General features: G+C 64.1%; 18 protein-coding genes and 1 pseudogene. 17 read left to right on the top strand and 2 right to left on the bottom strand.

The features are described 5' to 3' along the window. The 14 genes and pseudogenes from K206_RS0129820 to K206_RS0129885 form a co-directional block, all read left to right on the top strand. Positions 1-885: pseudogene (locus tag K206_RS0129820) on the top strand (conjugal transfer protein TrbE); the annotation flags it as partial. Further along, the gene (locus K206_RS0129825; protein WP_011114048.1) at positions 882-1,664 is read left to right on the top strand and encodes a conjugal transfer protein TrbF; all 783 of its coding nucleotides are present in this window, start codon (positions 882-884) and stop codon (positions 1,662-1,664) included. The pseudogene K206_RS0129820 and the gene K206_RS0129825, both read left to right, overlap by 4 nt. A gap of 17 nt (positions 1,665-1,681) precedes the next feature. Then, positions 1,682-2,581 carry a P-type conjugative transfer protein TrbG gene (gene trbG, locus K206_RS0129830; RefSeq protein WP_006122480.1) on the top strand — a complete coding sequence of 300 codons (900 nt, stop codon included), beginning with the start codon at positions 1,682-1,684 and terminating at the stop codon, positions 2,579-2,581. A 2-nt stretch (positions 2,582-2,583) separates the two neighbouring features. Then, positions 2,584-3,072 carry a conjugal transfer protein TrbH gene (locus K206_RS0129835; protein ID WP_006122479.1) on the top strand — a complete coding sequence of 163 codons (489 nt, stop codon included), beginning with the start codon at positions 2,584-2,586 and terminating at the stop codon, positions 3,070-3,072. A 4-nt stretch (positions 3,073-3,076) separates the two neighbouring features. Beyond that, entirely contained in the window at positions 3,077-4,498 is a 1,422-nt protein-coding gene (locus tag K206_RS0129840; RefSeq protein WP_011114050.1) for a TrbI/VirB10 family protein, read from the top strand. 20 nt (positions 4,499-4,518) lie between these two features. Continuing rightward, entirely contained in the window at positions 4,519-5,283 is a 765-nt protein-coding gene (gene trbJ / locus K206_RS0129845; protein ID WP_010890135.1) for a P-type conjugative transfer protein TrbJ, read from the top strand. A gap of 9 nt (positions 5,284-5,292) precedes the next feature. Continuing rightward, positions 5,293-5,520, top strand: coding sequence for an entry exclusion lipoprotein TrbK (gene trbK / locus K206_RS0129850; protein WP_000644148.1), 228 nt, complete (start codon positions 5,293-5,295; stop codon positions 5,518-5,520). 10 nt (positions 5,521-5,530) lie between these two features. After that, a complete protein-coding gene (gene trbL, locus K206_RS0129855) occupies positions 5,531-7,249 on the top strand; it encodes a P-type conjugative transfer protein TrbL (protein ID WP_029044241.1) in 1,719 nt (572 codons plus the stop codon). Positions 7,250-7,266: 17 nt separating this feature from the next. Then, entirely contained in the window at positions 7,267-7,854 is a 588-nt protein-coding gene (locus K206_RS0129860; RefSeq protein WP_010890138.1) for a TrbM/KikA/MpfK family conjugal transfer protein, read from the top strand. Between the two features lie 13 nt (positions 7,855-7,867). Next, positions 7,868-8,503: a transglycosylase SLT domain-containing protein gene (locus tag K206_RS0129865; RefSeq protein ID WP_011114052.1), complete on the top strand. Its 636-nt coding sequence runs from the start codon at positions 7,868-7,870 to the stop codon at positions 8,501-8,503. A 28-nt stretch (positions 8,504-8,531) separates the two neighbouring features. Further along, positions 8,532-8,798 carry a hypothetical protein gene (locus tag K206_RS0129870; protein WP_010890140.1) on the top strand — a complete coding sequence of 89 codons (267 nt, stop codon included), beginning with the start codon at positions 8,532-8,534 and terminating at the stop codon, positions 8,796-8,798. Further along, entirely contained in the window at positions 8,798-9,496 is a 699-nt protein-coding gene (locus K206_RS0129875; RefSeq protein WP_011114053.1) for a TraX family protein, read from the top strand. Before K206_RS0129870 ends, K206_RS0129875 begins: the two co-directional genes overlap by 1 nt. 15 nt (positions 9,497-9,511) lie before the next feature. Beyond that, entirely contained in the window at positions 9,512-9,943 is a 432-nt protein-coding gene (locus K206_RS0129880; protein ID WP_001665065.1) for an OmpA family protein, read from the top strand. 154 nt (positions 9,944-10,097) lie between these two features. Then, entirely contained in the window at positions 10,098-10,772 is a 675-nt protein-coding gene (locus K206_RS0129885; protein WP_011178411.1) for a DNA methylase, read from the top strand. Between the two features lies 1 nt (position 10,773). Here K206_RS0129885 and K206_RS0129890 read toward each other — a convergent pair whose 3' ends face one another. Together K206_RS0129890 and cadR are read right to left on the bottom strand one after the other, a co-directional pair. Further along, positions 10,774-11,433, bottom strand: a complete 660-nt coding sequence (locus K206_RS0129890; protein ID WP_011178412.1) for a recombinase family protein — start codon at positions 11,431-11,433, stop codon at positions 10,774-10,776. 382 nt (positions 11,434-11,815) lie between these two features. Beyond that, on the bottom strand, positions 11,816-12,256 hold the full coding sequence (gene cadR / locus K206_RS42005) for a Cd(II)/Pb(II)-responsive transcriptional regulator (protein WP_081651554.1): 441 nt from the start codon (positions 12,254-12,256) through the stop codon (positions 11,816-11,818). Between the two features lie 85 nt (positions 12,257-12,341). Between cadR and K206_RS0129895 the strand changes: the two genes are divergently transcribed. From K206_RS0129895 to K206_RS0129905, 3 genes are read left to right on the top strand one after another with little or no spacing between them, the layout of a single operon-like run. Beyond that, positions 12,342-14,747 (top strand): heavy metal translocating P-type ATPase, encoded by a 2,406-nt coding sequence (locus K206_RS0129895; RefSeq protein WP_029044242.1) that lies wholly within the window; start codon positions 12,342-12,344, stop codon positions 14,745-14,747. Further along, complete coding sequence (gene lspA / locus K206_RS0129900; protein WP_020206007.1) at positions 14,744-15,835, top strand: signal peptidase II; 1,092 nt, start codon at positions 14,744-14,746, stop codon at positions 15,833-15,835. The genes K206_RS0129895 and lspA overlap by 4 nt, the downstream gene beginning before the upstream one ends. A gap of 48 nt (positions 15,836-15,883) precedes the next feature. After that, entirely contained in the window at positions 15,884-17,800 is a 1,917-nt protein-coding gene (locus tag K206_RS0129905; protein WP_020423964.1) for a cytochrome c/FTR1 family iron permease, read from the top strand. The last annotated feature ends 19 nt before the right edge of the window (positions 17,801-17,819 follow it).

Raw genomic sequence — 17,819 nt, forward strand, 5'->3', positions numbered from 1 at the left:
TTCTGCCCGCTCCAGTTCCTCGAAACGAAGGGGGATAGGGCCTGGGCGATGGAGTGGATCGACACCATCCTGGCGTTGAACGGCGTCAACACCACGCCGGCGCAGCGCAACGAGATCGGCAACGCGATCATGAGCATGCACGCCAGCGGCGCGCGCACGCTCTCCGAGTTCTCGGTGACGATTCAGGACGAGGCGATCCGCGAGGCCATCAAGCAGTACACGGTGGACGGCTCGATGGGCCACCTGCTCGACGCCGAAGAGGACGGCCTGTCGCTGTCCGACTTCACGGTGTTCGAGATCGAAGAGCTGATGAACCTGGGCGAGAAGTTCGCGCTGCCGGTGCTGCTCTACCTGTTCCGCCGCATCGAGCGCGCACTGAAAGGCCAGCCCTCCGTCATCATCCTGGACGAAGCCTGGTTGATGCTGGGCCACCCCGCGTTCCGCGCCAAGATCAGGGAATGGCTCAAGGTGCTGCGCAAGGCCAACTGCCTTGTGCTGATGGCGACGCAAAGCCTCTCCGACGCGGCCAACTCGGGCATCTTGGACGTGATCGTGGAATCGACCGCGACCAAGATTTTCCTGCCTAACGTCTACGCCAGGGATGAGGACACATCGGCGCTCTATCGCCGTATGGGCCTCAACGCGCGTCAGATCGAAATCCTGGCGACTGCCATTCCGAAGCGTCAGTACTACTACGTCTCGGAGAACGGCCGCCGTCTCTATGACCTTGCCCTGGGGCCGATGGCCCTGGCCTTCGTCGGTGCGTCCGACAAGGAATCGGTCGCCACCATCAAGAGCCTCGAAGCCAAGTTCGGCCACGAATGGGTGCATGAGTGGCTGGCCGGCCGTGGGCTGAATCTCAACGACTACCTGGAGGCCGCATGAGCATCGCCGACACCCTCAAGGGCTTGATCTTCAAGAAGCCCGCCAACTCCGCCGAGCCGCGCGATCCGCGCCGCTCGAAGGAACCGCTCGCCGGCGGCCGCCGTGCGGGCGAGGCCGAGAACCCCTACCTGGCCGCGCGCCGCACCTGGAACGATCACGTGGGCAGCGTCGTCTCGCAGCGCCAAACCTGGCAGGTGATAGGCATCCTGTCGCTGTTGATCGCGCTGGCCGGCGTGGGTGGCGTGATCCACATCGGCAGCCAGTCGAAGTTCATCCCCTACGTGGTCGAGGTGGACAAGCTGGGCCAGACGGTGGCCGCCGGCCCGGTGCAGGCCGCAGGGAAGGCCGATCCGCGTGTCATCCACGCCGCCGTTGCGGACTGGATGAGCTGCGCGCGCATGGTGTCGCCTGACGTGGCCTTGCAGCGCAAGTGCGTGTTCAAGGCGTACTCGATGCTCGCCCCCAACGATCCGGCGACGCCAAAGATGAACGAGTGGTTGAACGGCACGCCCGATTCCAGCCCGTTCAAGCGCGCCGAGAAGGAAATGGTCAGCGTCGAGATCAAGACCGTCATCCCGCAAACGCCCGACACCTGGCAAGTCGAGTGGGTGGAAACCACGCGCGACCGCCAAGGCACGCTGAAAGGTCAGCCCGTCACCTGGCGCGCGCTCGTGACTACCTACATCGCCGAGGTCACGCCCAACACCACCGATGAGCAACTGCGGAACAACCCGTTGAGCATCTACGTGCGTGATTACTCCTGGTCCCGCATCCAATGAATTCGAGGTCATCCACCATGAAGAAAACCCTCTCCGCTTTGATCGTGGGCGCTGCTGTGGCGGTGCCCTCCCTGGCTCTGGCCGCCCCTGGCGACGACATTGCCGACAAGTATTTCAACAAGACCAACCCGACGCTGACCGCTCAAGAGCGCGCGGCGCTCGCCATCGCCAAACGGTGGGAAGCGGGGTCGGCGACCGGCATCAAGCCGGTGGCCGGCTCGGGCGGTGCCATCAAGTTCGTGTACGGCGCGCAGCAGCCGAGCATCGTTTGCGCGGTGCTCCAGGTGTGCGACGTGGCCTTGCAGCCCGGCGAACAAGTGAACTCGATCAACCTGGGCGACACGGCCAGGTGGACGGTGGAACCGGCCATCACCGGCAGCGGCGCGACCGAGGTTCAGCACCTCATCATCAAGCCGATGGACGTGGGCCTCGAAACCAGCCTGGTTGTGACCACGAACCGCCGCAGCTACCACTTCCGCCTGCGCTCGCATCGCACCGAGTACATGCCGCAAGTCTCGTTCACGTACCCCGAGGAAGCGCAAGCCAAGTGGGACGCGATCCAGCGCCGCGAGAAGCAGGAACGCACCGACAACACCCTGCCGGCGACGGGCGAGTACCTGGGCGATCTCTCGTTCGACTATGAGCTGTCCGGGTCGGCGAGCTGGAAGCCTGTGCGCGTCTACAACGATGGCCGCAAGACCATCATCGAAATGCCCGGCACGATGCAGCAGACCGAAGCGCCGACGCTCCTGGTCGTGCGCAAAGAGGGCGGCTTGTTCACCGACGACGAAACGGTGCTGGTCAATTACCGCGTGCAGGGCAATCGCTACATCGTGGACACGGTGTTTGACCGCGCGATCCTGATTGCCGGTGTTGGCAGTAGCCAAGACCGCGTGACCATCAGCCGGAGGAAGTGACCATGCGCAAGATCGTCTCTCTCGCGCTGCTCGCCCTCGCCCTGGGCCTCGGCGGCTGCGCAACCACCAGCCAGTACGGCAACTTCGTCCAGTCGGCCGCGCTCGATCAGCAGAAGCTCGCCACCGACGCGGTGCAGCAGCTCGCCACGCTGTACGCGCCGGCGCGCACGCGCCTGGAGCTGCAACAGCCGACGCCCGATCCGTTCGGCCAGGCGCTCGTCAAGTCGCTGCGCGACAAGGGCTATGCCCTCCTGGAGTACGCCCCGGCCGGCGCTTCCACGCAGGCCCCGGCCTCGGCGGCATCGCAGGCGAGCGCACCGGCCACCACGGCCGCGTCGGGCGGCCTGCCGTTGCGCTACGTGCTCGACCAGGCTGGCGACTCGAACCTGTACCGCCTGACCTTGATGGTCGGCAATCAATCCATCACCCGCCCTTACCTGGCGCAAAACGGCACGTTCGCGCCGGCCGGGTACTGGGTGCGCAAGGAGTGACGCCATGACAGAAAACGCCGATCAGATGGCACCTGACGCTTCGCCTGGCGAAGTGTCCAAGAAGGCGGGCGTCCGTCGCGTCAACAACATGCCCATGTACATCCTCGGCGGCGTCCTGCTGTCGTTCGTGCTGGTCATGGCCCTGGTCGCGGCGGATCGCGCGGCCAAGCAGAACGCGCCGGCGGACGGCCCCAAGGAGAAGGCCGGCAACACGTCGATGTTCGCCAAGGAGATCGCAGGCGACAAGACCGGCGGCTTGATCGAGCCGGCAAGCCCGCTCAAGGTGCCCGACATGCCGACCGGCCCGGCGTCGGCTCCGCTGGAGATCGCGCGGCCGTCCAACCCGGACGCGCCGCCGGCCCCGCCGGCCAACCCCGGCAACCCGGGCCAGCCGGTGAACGACGACGAGGCCCAGCGCATCCGCATGGCGAAGATGCAGATGTTCGGCGAAGCCGTGAAGGCCAAGACCACCGTGCGCGTGGATGCCCCGCGTAGCAACGGCTCCGCGCCGGGTGGCCCGAGCACCTACACCGGCACGCCGCAGACGCGCGATGAAATGCTGAACCGCATCGCAGCGGTGCAGCAGCAAATCGACGCGCAGCGCAGCAACGATCCGACCGCCGCCTATCAAGCACGCCTGGCGCAGATTCGCGGCATGGGCGTCGGTGGTGGCGGCGCGGCTCCGGCCGCCGGCGGCATGGGCGCGGGCGGTGCGCCGCAGCTCCTGCAAACCTCGACCAGCGGCGGCGGGCGCAACAGCATGGCGCAGTTCGGCCAAGGTGGGCAGGGCGACCGCTGGAAGCTGGATTCGCAGCCGGAAGCGCCGCGCACACCGTTCGAGCTGCGCGCGGGCTTCGTCGTGCCGGCCACGCTCATTTCGGGCATCAACTCCGATCTGCCGGGCCAAATCATGGCCCAGGTCGCGCAGGACGTGTACGACACACCGACCGGCAAGCACCTGTTGATCCCGCAGGGATCGCGCCTCGTCGGCTCGTATTCGAGCGACGTGGCCTACGGCCAAGCGCGCGTGCTGGTTGCGTGGCAACGCATCGTGTTCCCCGATGGCAAGGCGATGGACATTGGCGCGATGCCAGGCGCGGACAGCGCGGGATACGCGGGCTTCCACGACCAGGTGAACAACCACTATGTGCGCCTGTTCGGCTCGGCCTTCCTCATGTCCGGCGTGACAGCAGGCATCACCTACAGCCAACGCCAGAACCAGGCCACAAACACCTATGGCGCACCGAGCGCCAGCAGTGCCCTAAGCGAAGCCCTCGGCCAGCAGCTCGGCCAGGTTACGGCGCAACTCATCGCCAAGAACCTGAGCATTTCGCCGACGCTGGAAATTCGGCCGGGGTATCGCTTCAACGTCGTGGTCACGAAGGACATGACGTTTTCCAAGCCGTACCGTTCCTTCGATTACTAACGCCATAGGAGAAAAGCACCATGAAGCCGAAGTTTTTAGCCGCTAAATTGGCCCTCGTCATTGCTGTTTCGAGCACGCTGGCGGTCACACCTGTGCAGGCTGGCATCCCCGTCATCGACGGCACCAACCTGTCGCAGAACATCATGACGGCCATCGAATCGGTGGCCCAGACGCTCAAGCAAATTGAGCAGTACAGCACCCAGCTCCAGCAGTATCAAAACCAACTCCAGAACACGATGGCCCCGGCCGCGTATATCTGGGATCAGGCGCAATCGACCATCAACGGGTTGATGAACGCGGTCAACACGCTGGATTACTACAAGACCCAACTCGGCAGCCTGGACAGCTACATCGGCAAGTTCCAGGACGTGAACTACTACAAGAACTCGCCGTGCTTTACGGCGGCAGGGTGCTCCGACGCGGAACGCGCAGCACTTCGGAATGTGGCCCAGCTCGCGAGCGAGTCGCAGAAGAAGGCCAACGATGCCTTGTTCAAGGGCCTCGATAGGCAGCAAACGAATCTCACGGCCGATGCAGCGACGTTGCAGCGTCTTCAATCGGCAGCGCAGGGCGCGCAGGGCCAAATGCAGGCCATCGGCTACGCCAACCAGCTCGCCAGCCAGCAGGCCAACCAGCTCTTGCAGATTCGTGGCCTGCTGATCGCGCAGCAGAACGCGATGGCAACCAAGATGCAGGCCGACGCCGACAAGGAAGCCCAGCAGGCGGCAGCGGCCGCACAACTGCGCCAGGGCAGCTACCGGGCCAGCCCGGCGCGCACCTGGTAAGGGGGATTCATGAAAGCAATCAAGGCTCTGTCCTTGGCCTCGGCCGCCCTCGTGGCGGCCTTGGTCGCCGGCTGCGACAACAAGCCGGCCACGGCCCCCATGCCGGAAGTGAACGACGAGAACTGCAAGCCCGAGAACATCGCCAAGATCGAGGACAAGGGCGTCCAGCAGGCTTTTTCGTCGCTGTGCTTGCGTCGTGGTGGGGATTTCAAGCCCAGCCCGAAACGCGAATGGTGAGGTGCTGACGATGAGAATGCCAGCCAATCTAAAAACCCTCGCCCTGCCGCTGTTCGTCTGGCTGGCGTTCTTCGCGGTCGATGCCCACGCGGCCATCGACAACGCCGGCGTGTTCGATAGCGTGCTGGATCGCTACCAGGCCGCCGCGAGCGGCTGGGCCGGTGTCATCACCACGGCCGCAACCTGGCTCTTCTGGACGCTGGTTGTGATCTCGATGGTCTGGACGTTCGGCATGATGGCCTTGCGCAAGGCCGACATTGGCGAGTTCTTCGCGGAGTTCGTCCGCTTCACGATCTTTACCGGCTTCTTCTGGTGGGCGCTAACCAACGGCCCTAACTTCGCCTCGTCCATCTATGCGTCGTTGCGGCAGCTCGCCGGCAACGCGACGGGCCTGGGCAATGCTCTGTCGCCCTCGGGCATCGTGGACGTGGGCTTTGCGATCTTCGACAAGGTGATGGATCAGTCCTCGGTGTGGTCGCCGGTGGACAGCATGGCCGGCATCCTCATGGCCGTGGCGATCCTGGTCATCCTGGCCCTGGTCGGTGTGAATATGCTTCTGCTGCTCGCGTCGGGCTGGGTGCTCGCCTACGGCGGCGTGTTCTTCCTCGGCTTCGGTGGTTCGCGCTGGACTTCCGACATGGCGATCAACTACTACAAGGTCGTCCTGGGCGTGGCCGCGCAGCTCTTCGCAATGGTGCTCCTGGTGGGCATCGGCAAGACCTTCCTCGATGACTACTACTCGCGCATGAGCGCCGGCATCAGCCTCAAGGAAATGGGCGTGATGCTGATCGTCGTCATCATCCTCTTGGCGTTGGTCAACAAGATTCCGCCGCTCATCGCCGGGATCATCACCGGCGCGAGCGTGGGCGGTGCCGGCATCGGCCAGTTCGGTGCAGGTGCTGCGTTGGGTGCCGCAGGCATGGCAGCAGCAGCGGCCGCGACCAGCGGCGCCGCTCTGGCCGCCGGCGCAGCCTCGGCCGCCGGTGGTGCCTCTGCCGTCATGGCCGCCTTCTCGAAGGCCAATGAGAACGTGTCGGCAGGCACGGACGTTATGTCGGCCTTCTCGGGCGGCGGCAGCTCGGGCGGCGGTGCGGGCGGCGGCGGCGACGCCGGCACCGGCAGCACGCCCTTCGCTCAGGCTGCGGGCTTTAGCGGCAGCTCCGGCGGTGGCTCTTCGTCGGGTGGCGGCAGCCCCTCGACCGGCAGCAGCTCGGGCAGCTCGAAGGGCGGCGATAAGGGCGGCGGCAAAGCCGACGCCGGCGGCCAGGGCAGCAGCTCGACGGCCAGCACCGGCAGCAGTGCCGACAAGGCCGCCAAGAACGAACCCAAGCCCGCCGGCGGGGCAGGGCAAGGGCAGCAGGCCGCACCGGGCAGCACCGGCCCCGGCTTGCTCGCATCGGCCGCATCGGCCCTCGGCACGGCCGGCCGCATCGCCGCCGACGCCGGCGCGAACTTGGCGAAGGGAACCGCCGATGTTGCCAAGGCCAAAGCCGCGAGCCTGCGCGAAGCCGCAGCCGAGCGGATCGCCGACACCACTGGCGGAAAGATCGCCGCCGCGATCAAGGCGCAAGGAAGCGGCACGGCCGAGAACATCGACGTGCCCGACCAGCAGCCCGCGCCGAGCTTCGGCGACAACAGCCTGGCAGGCGGCCCTGCCGATGCCGATCCCGAGTCCGAAGTAGCTGCGTTCGCCAACCGCGAGCAAGGCCGCGACGGCACAACTGCGTAACCAAGGAGAGTCCAACCATGAAGAAGAAACTGTTTGCCCTGGCCGCCCTCGTGGCAGCCCTCGGATCGACCGCCGGCACGGCCAGCGCGCAAGACGTGCTGACCGGCGACACGCGCCTGGCCTGCGAGGCGATCCTGTGCCTGTCGTCGGGCACGCGCCCGAGCGAATGCACGCCGTCGCTGTCGCGGTACTTCAACATCACGAAGCGCAAGCTGTCGGACACGATCCGCGCCCGCCTGAACTTCCTCCAGCTTTGCCCGGTGGCGAGCCAGACGCCGGAAATGCAGTCGCTCGTGTCGGCGATCTCGCGCGGCGCTGGCCGGTGCGACGCGCAGTCGCTGAACTCGACGTTGGTGATGTGGACGGGCGGCTACGACGATGGGCGCACGTACATCAGCAACCAGTTGCCTGACTACTGCGGGGCCTACACCGGCCACGCCTACACCGACTTCGCCAGCAGCGGCACGCTGCCGCGCTATGTCGGGACGCCAGAGCGGGGCGGGTATTGGGTCGAAGCGCGCGACTATGACCGCGCCTTGGCCGAGTACAACGAACGCATCCGGCGCGAGGACGAAGAGCGCCGCCGTCAGTCCTGGCTGAACTGAGGGAGGGGAGGGCATGCCGTTCTTCGCCGATCTGCCGCCGCAGCTCCAGGAGCGCGTCGTCTGCTCGATCTCGGCCGCCGTCAAGTACGAGGTGCCGGTCAACATCGTGTTGGCCGTCGCCGAGAAAGAGGGCGGCAAGCCGGGCCAGTGGGTGCGCAACTCGAATGGCACGCATGACGTTGGCCCGATGCAGTTCAACACCGCGTACCTGGGCGACCTGGCCCGATACGGCATCACGGCGAACGATGTGGCGGCTGCCGGCTGCTACTCGTTCGACCTGGCCGCCTGGCGGCTGCGGATGCACATCCGCAACGACAAGGGCGACCTCTGGACGAAGGCGGCGAACTACCACTCGCGCACGCCGCAGTACAACGCGGTGTACCGGGCCGACTTGATGCGCAAGGCGTCGAAGTGGGCCGATTGGCTCGAAGCTCGGTTCGTCACGCTTGACGTGACGAAGGCCGGGGCCACGCCCTCGACGCCCAGCCAGCCCGCGACGGTGGCCCAGCGGGCGACGCCGGCGGCCAGGCCGGCACCAGCACCCCAGCAGGCCGCCCCAGCGGCCGCAGCAGCTCGCAGCGTGTCGGTGGCCGGCTACGTGCCCCGCACGGTGTCTTTCAACACTTCACGCGAGGGGTCGGCCGAGTAGGCCGGCTCTTCCGATTTAGCGGCTAAACATGGACAAATTCCACGCCTTCATGATGCGGTACACGCTGGGCGTCGGCCGGTTGCTTCAAGCCTATTGCAAGTGGGCGGAAGGGCAGGCCAAGAACCAGCTCGATTTGCTTCTGCTGGGCCTCGGCCCGATCTTCGCCTTGGGCCTTCTGCTGTGGGCGCTGCCGGCGTGGATCGGCAAGCCCATCGCCTTCGTGCTCTCACTGCCAGCGCTCTACATCATCTTCCTGGTGCTGCGCGCCTACGCGATTCGCGGGGGCCGGCGCTGATGAAGGCCCTGCGGATTCCTGATGGAACCGTCGAAGCGTTGAAGTGGCTCGCACTGGTTCTCATGACCGGCGATCACGTCAACAAGTACCTGTTCAACGCGACGCTGCCGGTGCTGTTCGAGGCCGGCCGCGTGGCGCTCCCCCTTTTCGTGTTCGTCCTGGCCTACAACCTGGCCCGGCCGGGCACGCTCGAACGCGGCGTGTACGGCCGCACCATGTCGCGCCTGGCGATGTTCGGCGCGCTGGCCTCCGTGCCCTTCGTGGCCCTCGGCGGCCTGTACGCCGGTTGGTGGCCGCTCAACGTGATGTTCACGCTGCTGGTCGTCACGGCCACGGCTTACCTGGTCGAACGTGGCGGCAAGCTGCACCTGGCGGCCGCCGGCGTGGTGTTCCTGGTCGGCGGCAGCTCGGTCGAATATTGGTGGCCGGCCGTGGCTTTCGGCCTGGCGGTGTGGTCGTACACGCGCCGGCCGAGCTGGGCCGCCGCGGCGGTCGCGGTGCTGGCCTGCGCGGCCCTGTGGTTCGTCAATCGCAACCTGTGGGCCTTGGCAGCCCTGCCGGTGCTCTTCCTGGCCTCGCGGGTGGATGTGCGCGTGCCGCGCCTGCGCTGGGCCTTCTACGCCTATTACCCGCTGCACCTGGCCTCGCTCTGGTTGATCCGCATCCCCATGAGCAAGGCCGGCTACCTGTTCTTCTGATTGGAGTCCTGCCCCATGCGAAAACCCGTTCTTCTGGCCCTCTCTCTGGCGTTCCTGGTCAGCGCGCAAAGCGCACTGGCCGCCGGCGACGCCGGCAACTTCGGCACGCCGATCAAGTCCGGCGTATCGGTGTCCTTCCCCGACAGCAGCGCGACATTCCAGCCGACGCCAGAGGCCCTGGAGCTGCTGGCCGACGCTAGGAATGCGGCGATCATCTACATCAGCGGGCGCACCAGCACACTACGGCCCAGCGCGGCCGATGAGGCCCTTGCACTACGCCGTGCGCTCTCGGCCAGGTCGTACTTGGTGGCGCGCGGCGTCTCGCCGCTCAAGATCATGGTGAACTTCGCATCGGCCGCCGATTTCGTGGCAGACAACTCGACGGCCGAGGGCCGGCGCGAGAACCAGCGCGTGGACATTGAGGTGGTCTACATCCCCACCTACTGAGCGATCCGGCATCGCCATTCCTGGCGGTGCTGCAGGTCGCTCCAGCAGCTTCGCATCGTCGGCTCTGACGATGCAGGCCCGGCCGGCTTCCCTTGACAGCATCGCCATTTCTGACGATGCTGGCCAAGTCCCGATTTACTCCAGGAAGAAGGCCATGAGATACCCCGGCGGCAAGGGCGGTGCCGGCGTCTACCAGACGATCATCAACAACATCCCGCCTCACGACACGTACATCGAAACGCACCTGGGCGGCGGCAACATCCTGGAGCGCAAGCGGCCCGCTGCCCGCAGCGTCGGCATCGACGTTGATCCCGAGGTGATCGAGGTCTGGCAGCAGCTCGACGTGCCCGGCCTGGAGCTGCACCACGGCGACGCCGTGGCCTGGCTGGAGTCCCACCAGTTCACCGGCTCCGAGTTCGTCTACGCCGATCCGCCCTACGTGATGGACAGCCGGCGCGGCGGCAAGCTATACCGCCACGAATACGACGACGCCGACCACGTGCGGCTGCTCGACGTGCTGGCCGGCTTGCCGTGCGCGGTGATGGTGTCGGGCTACAGCTCAACGATCTATGACAGCTCTCCCTTGGCGTCATGGAGAACCATCGACTTCAACGCGATGACGCGCGGCGGCATCGCTATCGAACGGCTGTGGATGAACTACCCCGAGCCGGCCGAGCTGCACGATCTGCGCTACCTCGGCAGCAACTTCCGCGAGCGCGAGCGCATCAAGCGGAAGAAAGCCCGCTGGCAAGCGAAGCTCGCCAAGCTCGATCCGCTGGAGCGGGCGGCGATCATGGAATGCCTGCGCGAGCTGGAGGCGGCCGAGTAGGTCACGCCTGCGCCTGGTTGTGCAGCGCCCATACGCGCTTGACCTGGCTTTCACTGCACCCGGCCAGCCTGGCCGTCTCTGGAATGCTGTGGCCTGCGCTGCGCAGCGCCACGATGCGTTCATGCACCTTTGTGTTGGCCTTGCGGCCGGTGTAGCGGCCGGCGTCCTTCGCCAGCTCGACGCCCTGCCGCTGCCGCTCGCGGCGATCCTCGTAGTCGTCGCGGGCCATCTGCAACGCCAGCTTCAAAAGCATGTCCTGGATCGACTCCAGCACCACCTTTGCCACGCCCTTCGCCTCGGCGGCCAGGTCGGATAGATCGACCACGCCAGGGACAGCCAGGCGCGCGCCCTGGGCGCGGATCGAGGCCACGAGGCGTTCGGCCTCGGGCAGCGGCAGGCGGCTGATGCGGTCGATCTTCTCCGCAACGACGACTTCACCGGGTTGCAGGTCGCCGATCATGCGCAGCAGCTCGGCGCGATCGGCGCGAGCGCCCGAAGCCTTCTCGCGGTAGATGCCGGCGACGTAGAAGCCGGCGGCCCTGGTGCTCTCCACGATGGCGGCCTGCCTGGTCAAGTCCTGCTCGTCGGTGCTGACGCGCAAGTAGATGCGCGCGACCTTGAAAGCGACGCCGGCGGCCTGGTGCTCGGTCGGCGTCCGCATGATGCGGTCGGCACCTTCGACCAGGCCATCGCCGCCGACGCGCAGCGGTGGCGTCTTGGCGAGCGCCTGGCGCGCTGCGCGTGACTGGCGCGGCATGGCCGCAATCTGTGTTTCCTGGGCGGTGCGCGGCGTGATGATCGCGCTGCGCTTCGCCTTGGTCTTGCCTGGGAAGTAGCCGTTGCGGCTGGTCATGGGTTCCTCCGGTCATTTTGGGTATACGCAAAGTGTCCGGTCATGCTACCCCCGGCCAAAAAGGCCGTCATGCGATTTATCTGTCATTTTCAGAAGACGAATGCACGAAATATCAGAAGTCGACCGCACGGTCTTTTCTGATGTTGCGGACGCATCAGAAAACGGAAAATTGAGCTCGCTAATCCCTCACTCACCCAGATTTTTGACTGTTCGTGGTAATTTCACCATGGCAATTGCAATTGCCCAACCCTTGCAAAATGCCGCACGCCTCTACAGGTCGAGAGCCAGAACACTTTTCGCGCAAATCAACTAGGTGCCGCTTTAACCGCAACAACGCTTCCACTCGCACTTCCACTTGCTGGATATGGGTGTCCAGTAGCGCATTGACCTCCCCACAGTCCTGCATTGGGTTGTCTCGTAGACCCAGCAATGCTCGAATCTCGCTCAACGTCATGTCCAGAGAACGGCAATGGCGGATGAATTGCAAACGCTCGATGTGAGCATCACCGTACAGCCGGAAGTTGCCACCGCTACGTGCCGGCTTTGGCAGAAGCCCTTCCTTCTCGTAGTAGCGGATGGTCACGACCTCGCACCCAGAGCGCTTGGCGAGGTCGCCAATTCTGATTTCCATGCCTCAATCTCCATTTATTACTTGACTCTATAGTTACTATAGAGTTTTTAATGGAGCTTGCATAGACGATTTGAAGGAGTTATCCATGAGCGAATGCGCTTCAAAGGGGTGTGGCTGCACGACTGAGCCGATCATCCAACCCACGGCACCGGCCCCGCTGGCAACCGGATCGGCTCAAGCGGTGTACCGCATCGAGAACATGGATTGCCCCACGGAAGAGGCGCTGATCCGAGGCAAGCTGGCTGGGCTGGCGGGTGTGGTTGGTCTTGAGTTCAACCTGATGCAGCGTACCTTGGCCGTGCGACACGAATTGCCTTCGTTGTCTCCCGTCGAGCAGGCGCTGAAGGCCATCGGCATGCAAGCTGTGCGCATGGATCAGGCGTCGGCCGAGCAGACGACCAAGCTGTCCATTGCCAAGATGGATTGCCCGACCGAAGAGACGTTGATCCGCAACAAGCTCGGCACCGTGGCCGGTGTTGCTGATCTCGATTTCAACCTGATGCAGCGCACGCTGTCGGTACGCCATGCGAACCAGGTTCTGCCAGACGTGCTCGTGGCACTGCAAGCGCTTGGATTCGAGGCGCAGGTCGTGGACACGGCAGAGGTCGCATCTCCATCCGCCGCCCCTGTGACCACGCCGACCAACTGGTGGCCGCTGGGCATCTCCTTGGTCACTGCATCGGCGGCCGAAGCGGTCTACTGGTTCCACGACGGCAATCATTGGTCAGTCGTCATTCTGGCGCTTGTCGCGGTCTTGACGGGGGGGCTGTCCACCTACAAGAAGGGCTGGATCGCGCTCAAGAACCGTAACCTCAACATGAACGCCCTGATGTCGATTGCCGTCACGGGTGCTATGTTCATCGGCCACTGGCCCGAAGCTGCGATGGTAATGGTGCTCTTCGCGCTGGCCGAGGTGATCGAGGCCAAGTCATTGGATCGCGCCCGTAACGCCATCCGTGGACTGCTCGACCTGACCCCGGAGCAGGCCACGGTGCAGCAGCCTGACGGCACTTGGCGAGAGGTGAGCGCCAAGCAAATCGCCGTCGGCAGCCGCGTCCGGGTCAAACCGGGCGAGCGCATCGCGCTCGATGGTGAGGTGCTAGAGGGCCGCTCTACGGTCAACCAAGCCCCGATCACGGGCGAAAGCCTGCCGGTCGAGAAATCTCCCGGTGATCCGGTGTTCGCTGGGACGATCAACGAATCCGGCTCGTTCGAATACCGCGTCACTGCCGTGGCCAGCAGTTCCACTTTGGCCCGCATCATTCACGCGGTAGAGGCTGCGCAAGGTAGCCGTGCACCGACCCAGCGTTTTGTCGATCAGTTCGCCCGCTGGTACACGCCCCTCGTTTTCGCCCTGGCCATCGCCGTTGCACTGCTGCCCCCGCTTCTCATGGGCGCGGCATGGATGGACTGGATTTACCGTGCATTGGTTCTGCTGGTGGTCGCCTGCCCGTGCGCACTGGTGATCTCTACACCGGTCAGCATCGTCAGCGGCCTGGCCGCCGCCGCTCGCCACGGCATTCTCATCAAAGGTGGCGTCTATCTGGAAGAAGGCCGCAAGCTGCGCTGGCTGGCTCTGGACAAGACCGGCACGATCACGCACGGCAAGCCCGCACAGACCGACTTTGTCACATGGGGCAATGCACTCGCCTCGGACAGCCGCAGCATCGCTGCCAGTCTGGCGGCCCGCTCAGACCATCCTGTATCCAAGGCGGTGGCACAGGCCGCGCAGACGGACGGGGTTGCCTTGCTCGACGTGGCCGAATTCAACGCGCTGCCCGGTCGGGGTGTGCAAGGCCAAATCAACGGTGCGACCTACCATCTGGGCAACCACCGGATGCTCGAAGAGCTGGGGCAGTGCACACCAGAGCTGGAGCAGCGCATCGCTGCGCTGGAAACCGCTGGCAAGACCGTCGTGATGTTGGTAGGCGCAAAAGGGGTACATGCCTTATTCGCCGTAGCGGACACCATCAAGGACAGCAGCAGGAGCGCTATCGCCGAGCTGCACGCACTGGGCATCAACACCATGATGCTGACCGGCGACAACCCCCATACGGCACAGGCCATTGCCGCACAAGCCGGAATCGACCGTGCGCAAGGCAACCTACTCCCAGATGACAAATTGCGCGAAGTGGAGCAACTGGCCCGAAGCGGCAAGGTTGGCATGGTCGGTGATGGCATCAACGATGCACCGGCCTTGGCGCGTGCGGATATCGGCTTTGCCATGGGAGCCGCTGGCACCGACACCGCCATCGAAACGGCTGATGTGGCGCTGATGGACGATGACCTGCGCAAAATTCCGACCTTCGTGCGCCTGTCGCGTGCGACGGCGCAGGTGCTGATGCAAAACATTGTGCTGGCCCTTGGCATCAAGGCAGTCTTTCTGGTGCTCACCTTCACGGGTCACGCGACCATGTGGATGGCTGTGTTTGCTGACATGGGGGCCAGCTTGCTCGTCGTTGGCAATGGCTTGAGGCTGTTGCGCCGATGAGCTGGAAATTCTTTCTCTATGACTGGGGTGGTCTGAACATCGCGATGTTTCAAGCCATCAACACGGGTACGCCTGCCGCGCTGGGGCCGCTGGCGTGGTTCTTCAGCCTCGTGGGAAGTTACTGGACAGCGCCGCTGATGCTGCTGGGTCTGTGGTGGTGGTCGAAGTCGGCCACCAACCCGACGCATGGCAGGGCCGTTCGGCATCGCCTTATTGGTTTTAGCGCGGCCTTCTTGCTGGCGTTACTGGCCGCCACCATCTTGAAGCTATGGCTCGACTTTCCACGCCCGCCTGCCGTCCTTGGCGACATGGTGCGCGTCATCGGGGACATCGAGCTTCACTACAGCCTGCCCAGCGGGCATGCCACCTATGCCGCGCTGGTGGTCGGCGCGCTCTGGCCTTTGATAGGCCGTCGTGGCCGCATCGGCTTGGTGTTGTACGCCGCATTGGTCGGTTGGTCACGCATCGCAGCCGGAATGCACTTTCCTGCCGATGTGCTGGCGGGGTGGGTACTTGGATTGAGTTGCACGGCGCTCGCCGGGTGGCTGATGCCGCTGGCCGTCCCTGTGTGGCAATCGGCTCGCCGCACATCGACTTGGGTCTGGTTCGCAGTGGCCGCCAGTGCTGTCATGACCGATCAGCTCGCAAAGTTCGCCATCACCCGCACGTTTGCCTACGGTGAACAGGTCGAAGTCACGCCCTTCTTCAACTTCGTCCATGTCCTGAATCCCGGCGCGGCATTCAGCTTTCTGGCGAACGCTGGCGGCTGGCAACGTTACTTTTTCATCACGCTGGGCCTGGTCGTTTCTGCTTGGCTGGGACGCATGCTGTGCCAGCAATTGCCCCGTCTCGAAGCGATGGGATACAGCCTGATCCTCGGCGGTGCGCTGGGCAATGTCGCGGATCGTGTGCTGCGTGGACAGGTTGTTGATTTCCTTGACTTCCATTGGCGACTTGCGCACTGGCCCGCCTTCAACCTCGCTGATGTGGCGATCACGTCGGGCGCTGCTTTGCTCATCACGCAGATGCTGACCCAGGGAAAGAAGATGGACACAGATTCAATTGAGAATTATAATCATTCACAATGATATGACCTGAGAATTCCCATGACTTGCCGAGCAACCTATCGCTGGCTGATGACTTTGCTGTTGGCGACTTGCGCGTTGATTGGCGGGCCAAGCTACGCAGCCGACACCACTGAACTCAAAGCCAAACAGATTTGGCAACTTCTGGACTACGTAGCCGTCGATTACGGCGGCGCAGTCGCCAACGGTGCTGTCCTGAAAGCGTCGGAGTACGCTGAAATGCAGGAATTTGCCGTTACAGCCGAGCGTCAACTGGGAGAACTTCCTGACCAGCCCGATAAGGGCATCTTGTTGCAACAAGCGACCGCGTTGCGTGCTGCGGTAGCTGCCAAGGCCGATCCGGCCAGCGTGGCGAAACTGGCGCATGTGCTGTCCAGTGCGGTGCAAAAGGCGTACCCGTTTCCTGTCGCGCCGACTGCCATGCCGGTCTTGGCGAAGGGAGGACAGTTGTTTCAGGTGCAGTGTGCGGCCTGTCACGGTCAGCAAGGGCGCGGTGATGGCCCGCTGGCGGCATCGCTGAACCCTAAGCCGACCGCATTGGCCGATCACATTCGGGCGCGTGAGCGCAGCTTGTTCGCGCTACACCAGATCATCAGCAACGGTGTCCAAGGCACCGCCATGCAGGGCTTTGGCGCGTTGTCGGATGAAGACCGATGGGCATTGGCGTTCTTTGTTGGCACGCTGCCCTATACGCAAAGCGACAAGGACGAAGGAGCCAAGCTTTGGCAAGCCAACGCGCAGGTTCACCAGAAGCTCGCCAGTCTGGATGTGCTGACGCAAACATCGGAGCATGTCTTGGCGGACAGGCTGGATGAGCCATCCGCCAAAGCCCTGACCGCCTATTTGCGCGCCAATCCGAGCGCGCTGAACATCAACAGTCCGAAGGGCACCGCGATTGCCAAAGCTAAACTCAGTGAGAGCGTGACGGCATTGCTGGCTGGTGACCGTGCAGGCGCGACCAAGCTGGCCTTGTCTGCTTACCTAGACGGCTTCGAGCCAGTCGAACCGGCGTTGGCCACCCGCAATCGGCCGCTGTTCGAGAAGATCGAAGCCGCGATGGTGTCTTATCGCGCCTTGGTTGCCAAAGGCACACCCGCTGACGTTCAGACGGCCCAGCAGCGGTTGCAGGGACTGCTGGATGAAGCGGACAAGGTACTTGCTCCCTCCGAAGACGATGCTGCGGCGGCCTTCATCGGTGCGTTGACCATCTTGCTACGTGAAGGATTGGAAGCCCTGCTGGTGGTCGTTGCCATGCTTGCATTTCTCAAGAAAGCCGAACGGAAAGACGTATTGATCTACGTGCATGCAGGCTGGGCGTCCGCGCTGGCCGCAGGCGGCATTACATGGGCCGTGGCAACCTACTTGGTGGGCGTCAGCGGGGCGAGCCGCGAACTGACGGAAGGGTTCTCGTCACTCTTTGCTGCCGTGGTCTTGCTGGGTGTGGGCATGTGGATGCACCAGAAGAGCGTTGCTGGCCGCTGGCAGGTCTATCTCAAGGAAAAGCTGTCCTCGGCGCTCAACAAACGCACGGCTTGGTTCTTGTTTTCGCTGGCCTTCGTTGCCGTCTACCGTGAAGTGTTTGAGACGGTGCTGTTCTATGCTGCGCTCTGGACAGAGGGAAATGGCTGGCCCCTGCTGGCAGGCTTGGGCACCGGCATGGGAATCCTGGCCCTGCTTGCAGCCGTGCTGCTGCGCACCAGTGCGCGCCTGCCGATTGGCCAGTTCTTCGCTGCCAGCTCACTGCTGGTGGCCATACTTGCCGTGGTCTTGGCGGGAAAGGGTATTGCGGGACTGCAAGAGGCCGGGTTGTTGCATACCAGCCCGATTGCGATCCCACGCATCGACCTACTAGGCATCTATCCGTCGTGGCAAACACTCTCAGCGCAGTTCGCCGTGTTAGTCATCGTTGTAGTGGCCTTCACGATCAATTTGCGTTCGTCTCGTCAGACGGCAATGCAGCAAAACTAAGAGCTTATCCGTAAATTAT

It is taken from the genome of Cupriavidus sp. WS, from assembly GCF_000395345.1.
Classification (GTDB): domain Bacteria; phylum Pseudomonadota; class Gammaproteobacteria; order Burkholderiales; family Burkholderiaceae; genus Cupriavidus; species Cupriavidus basilensis_B.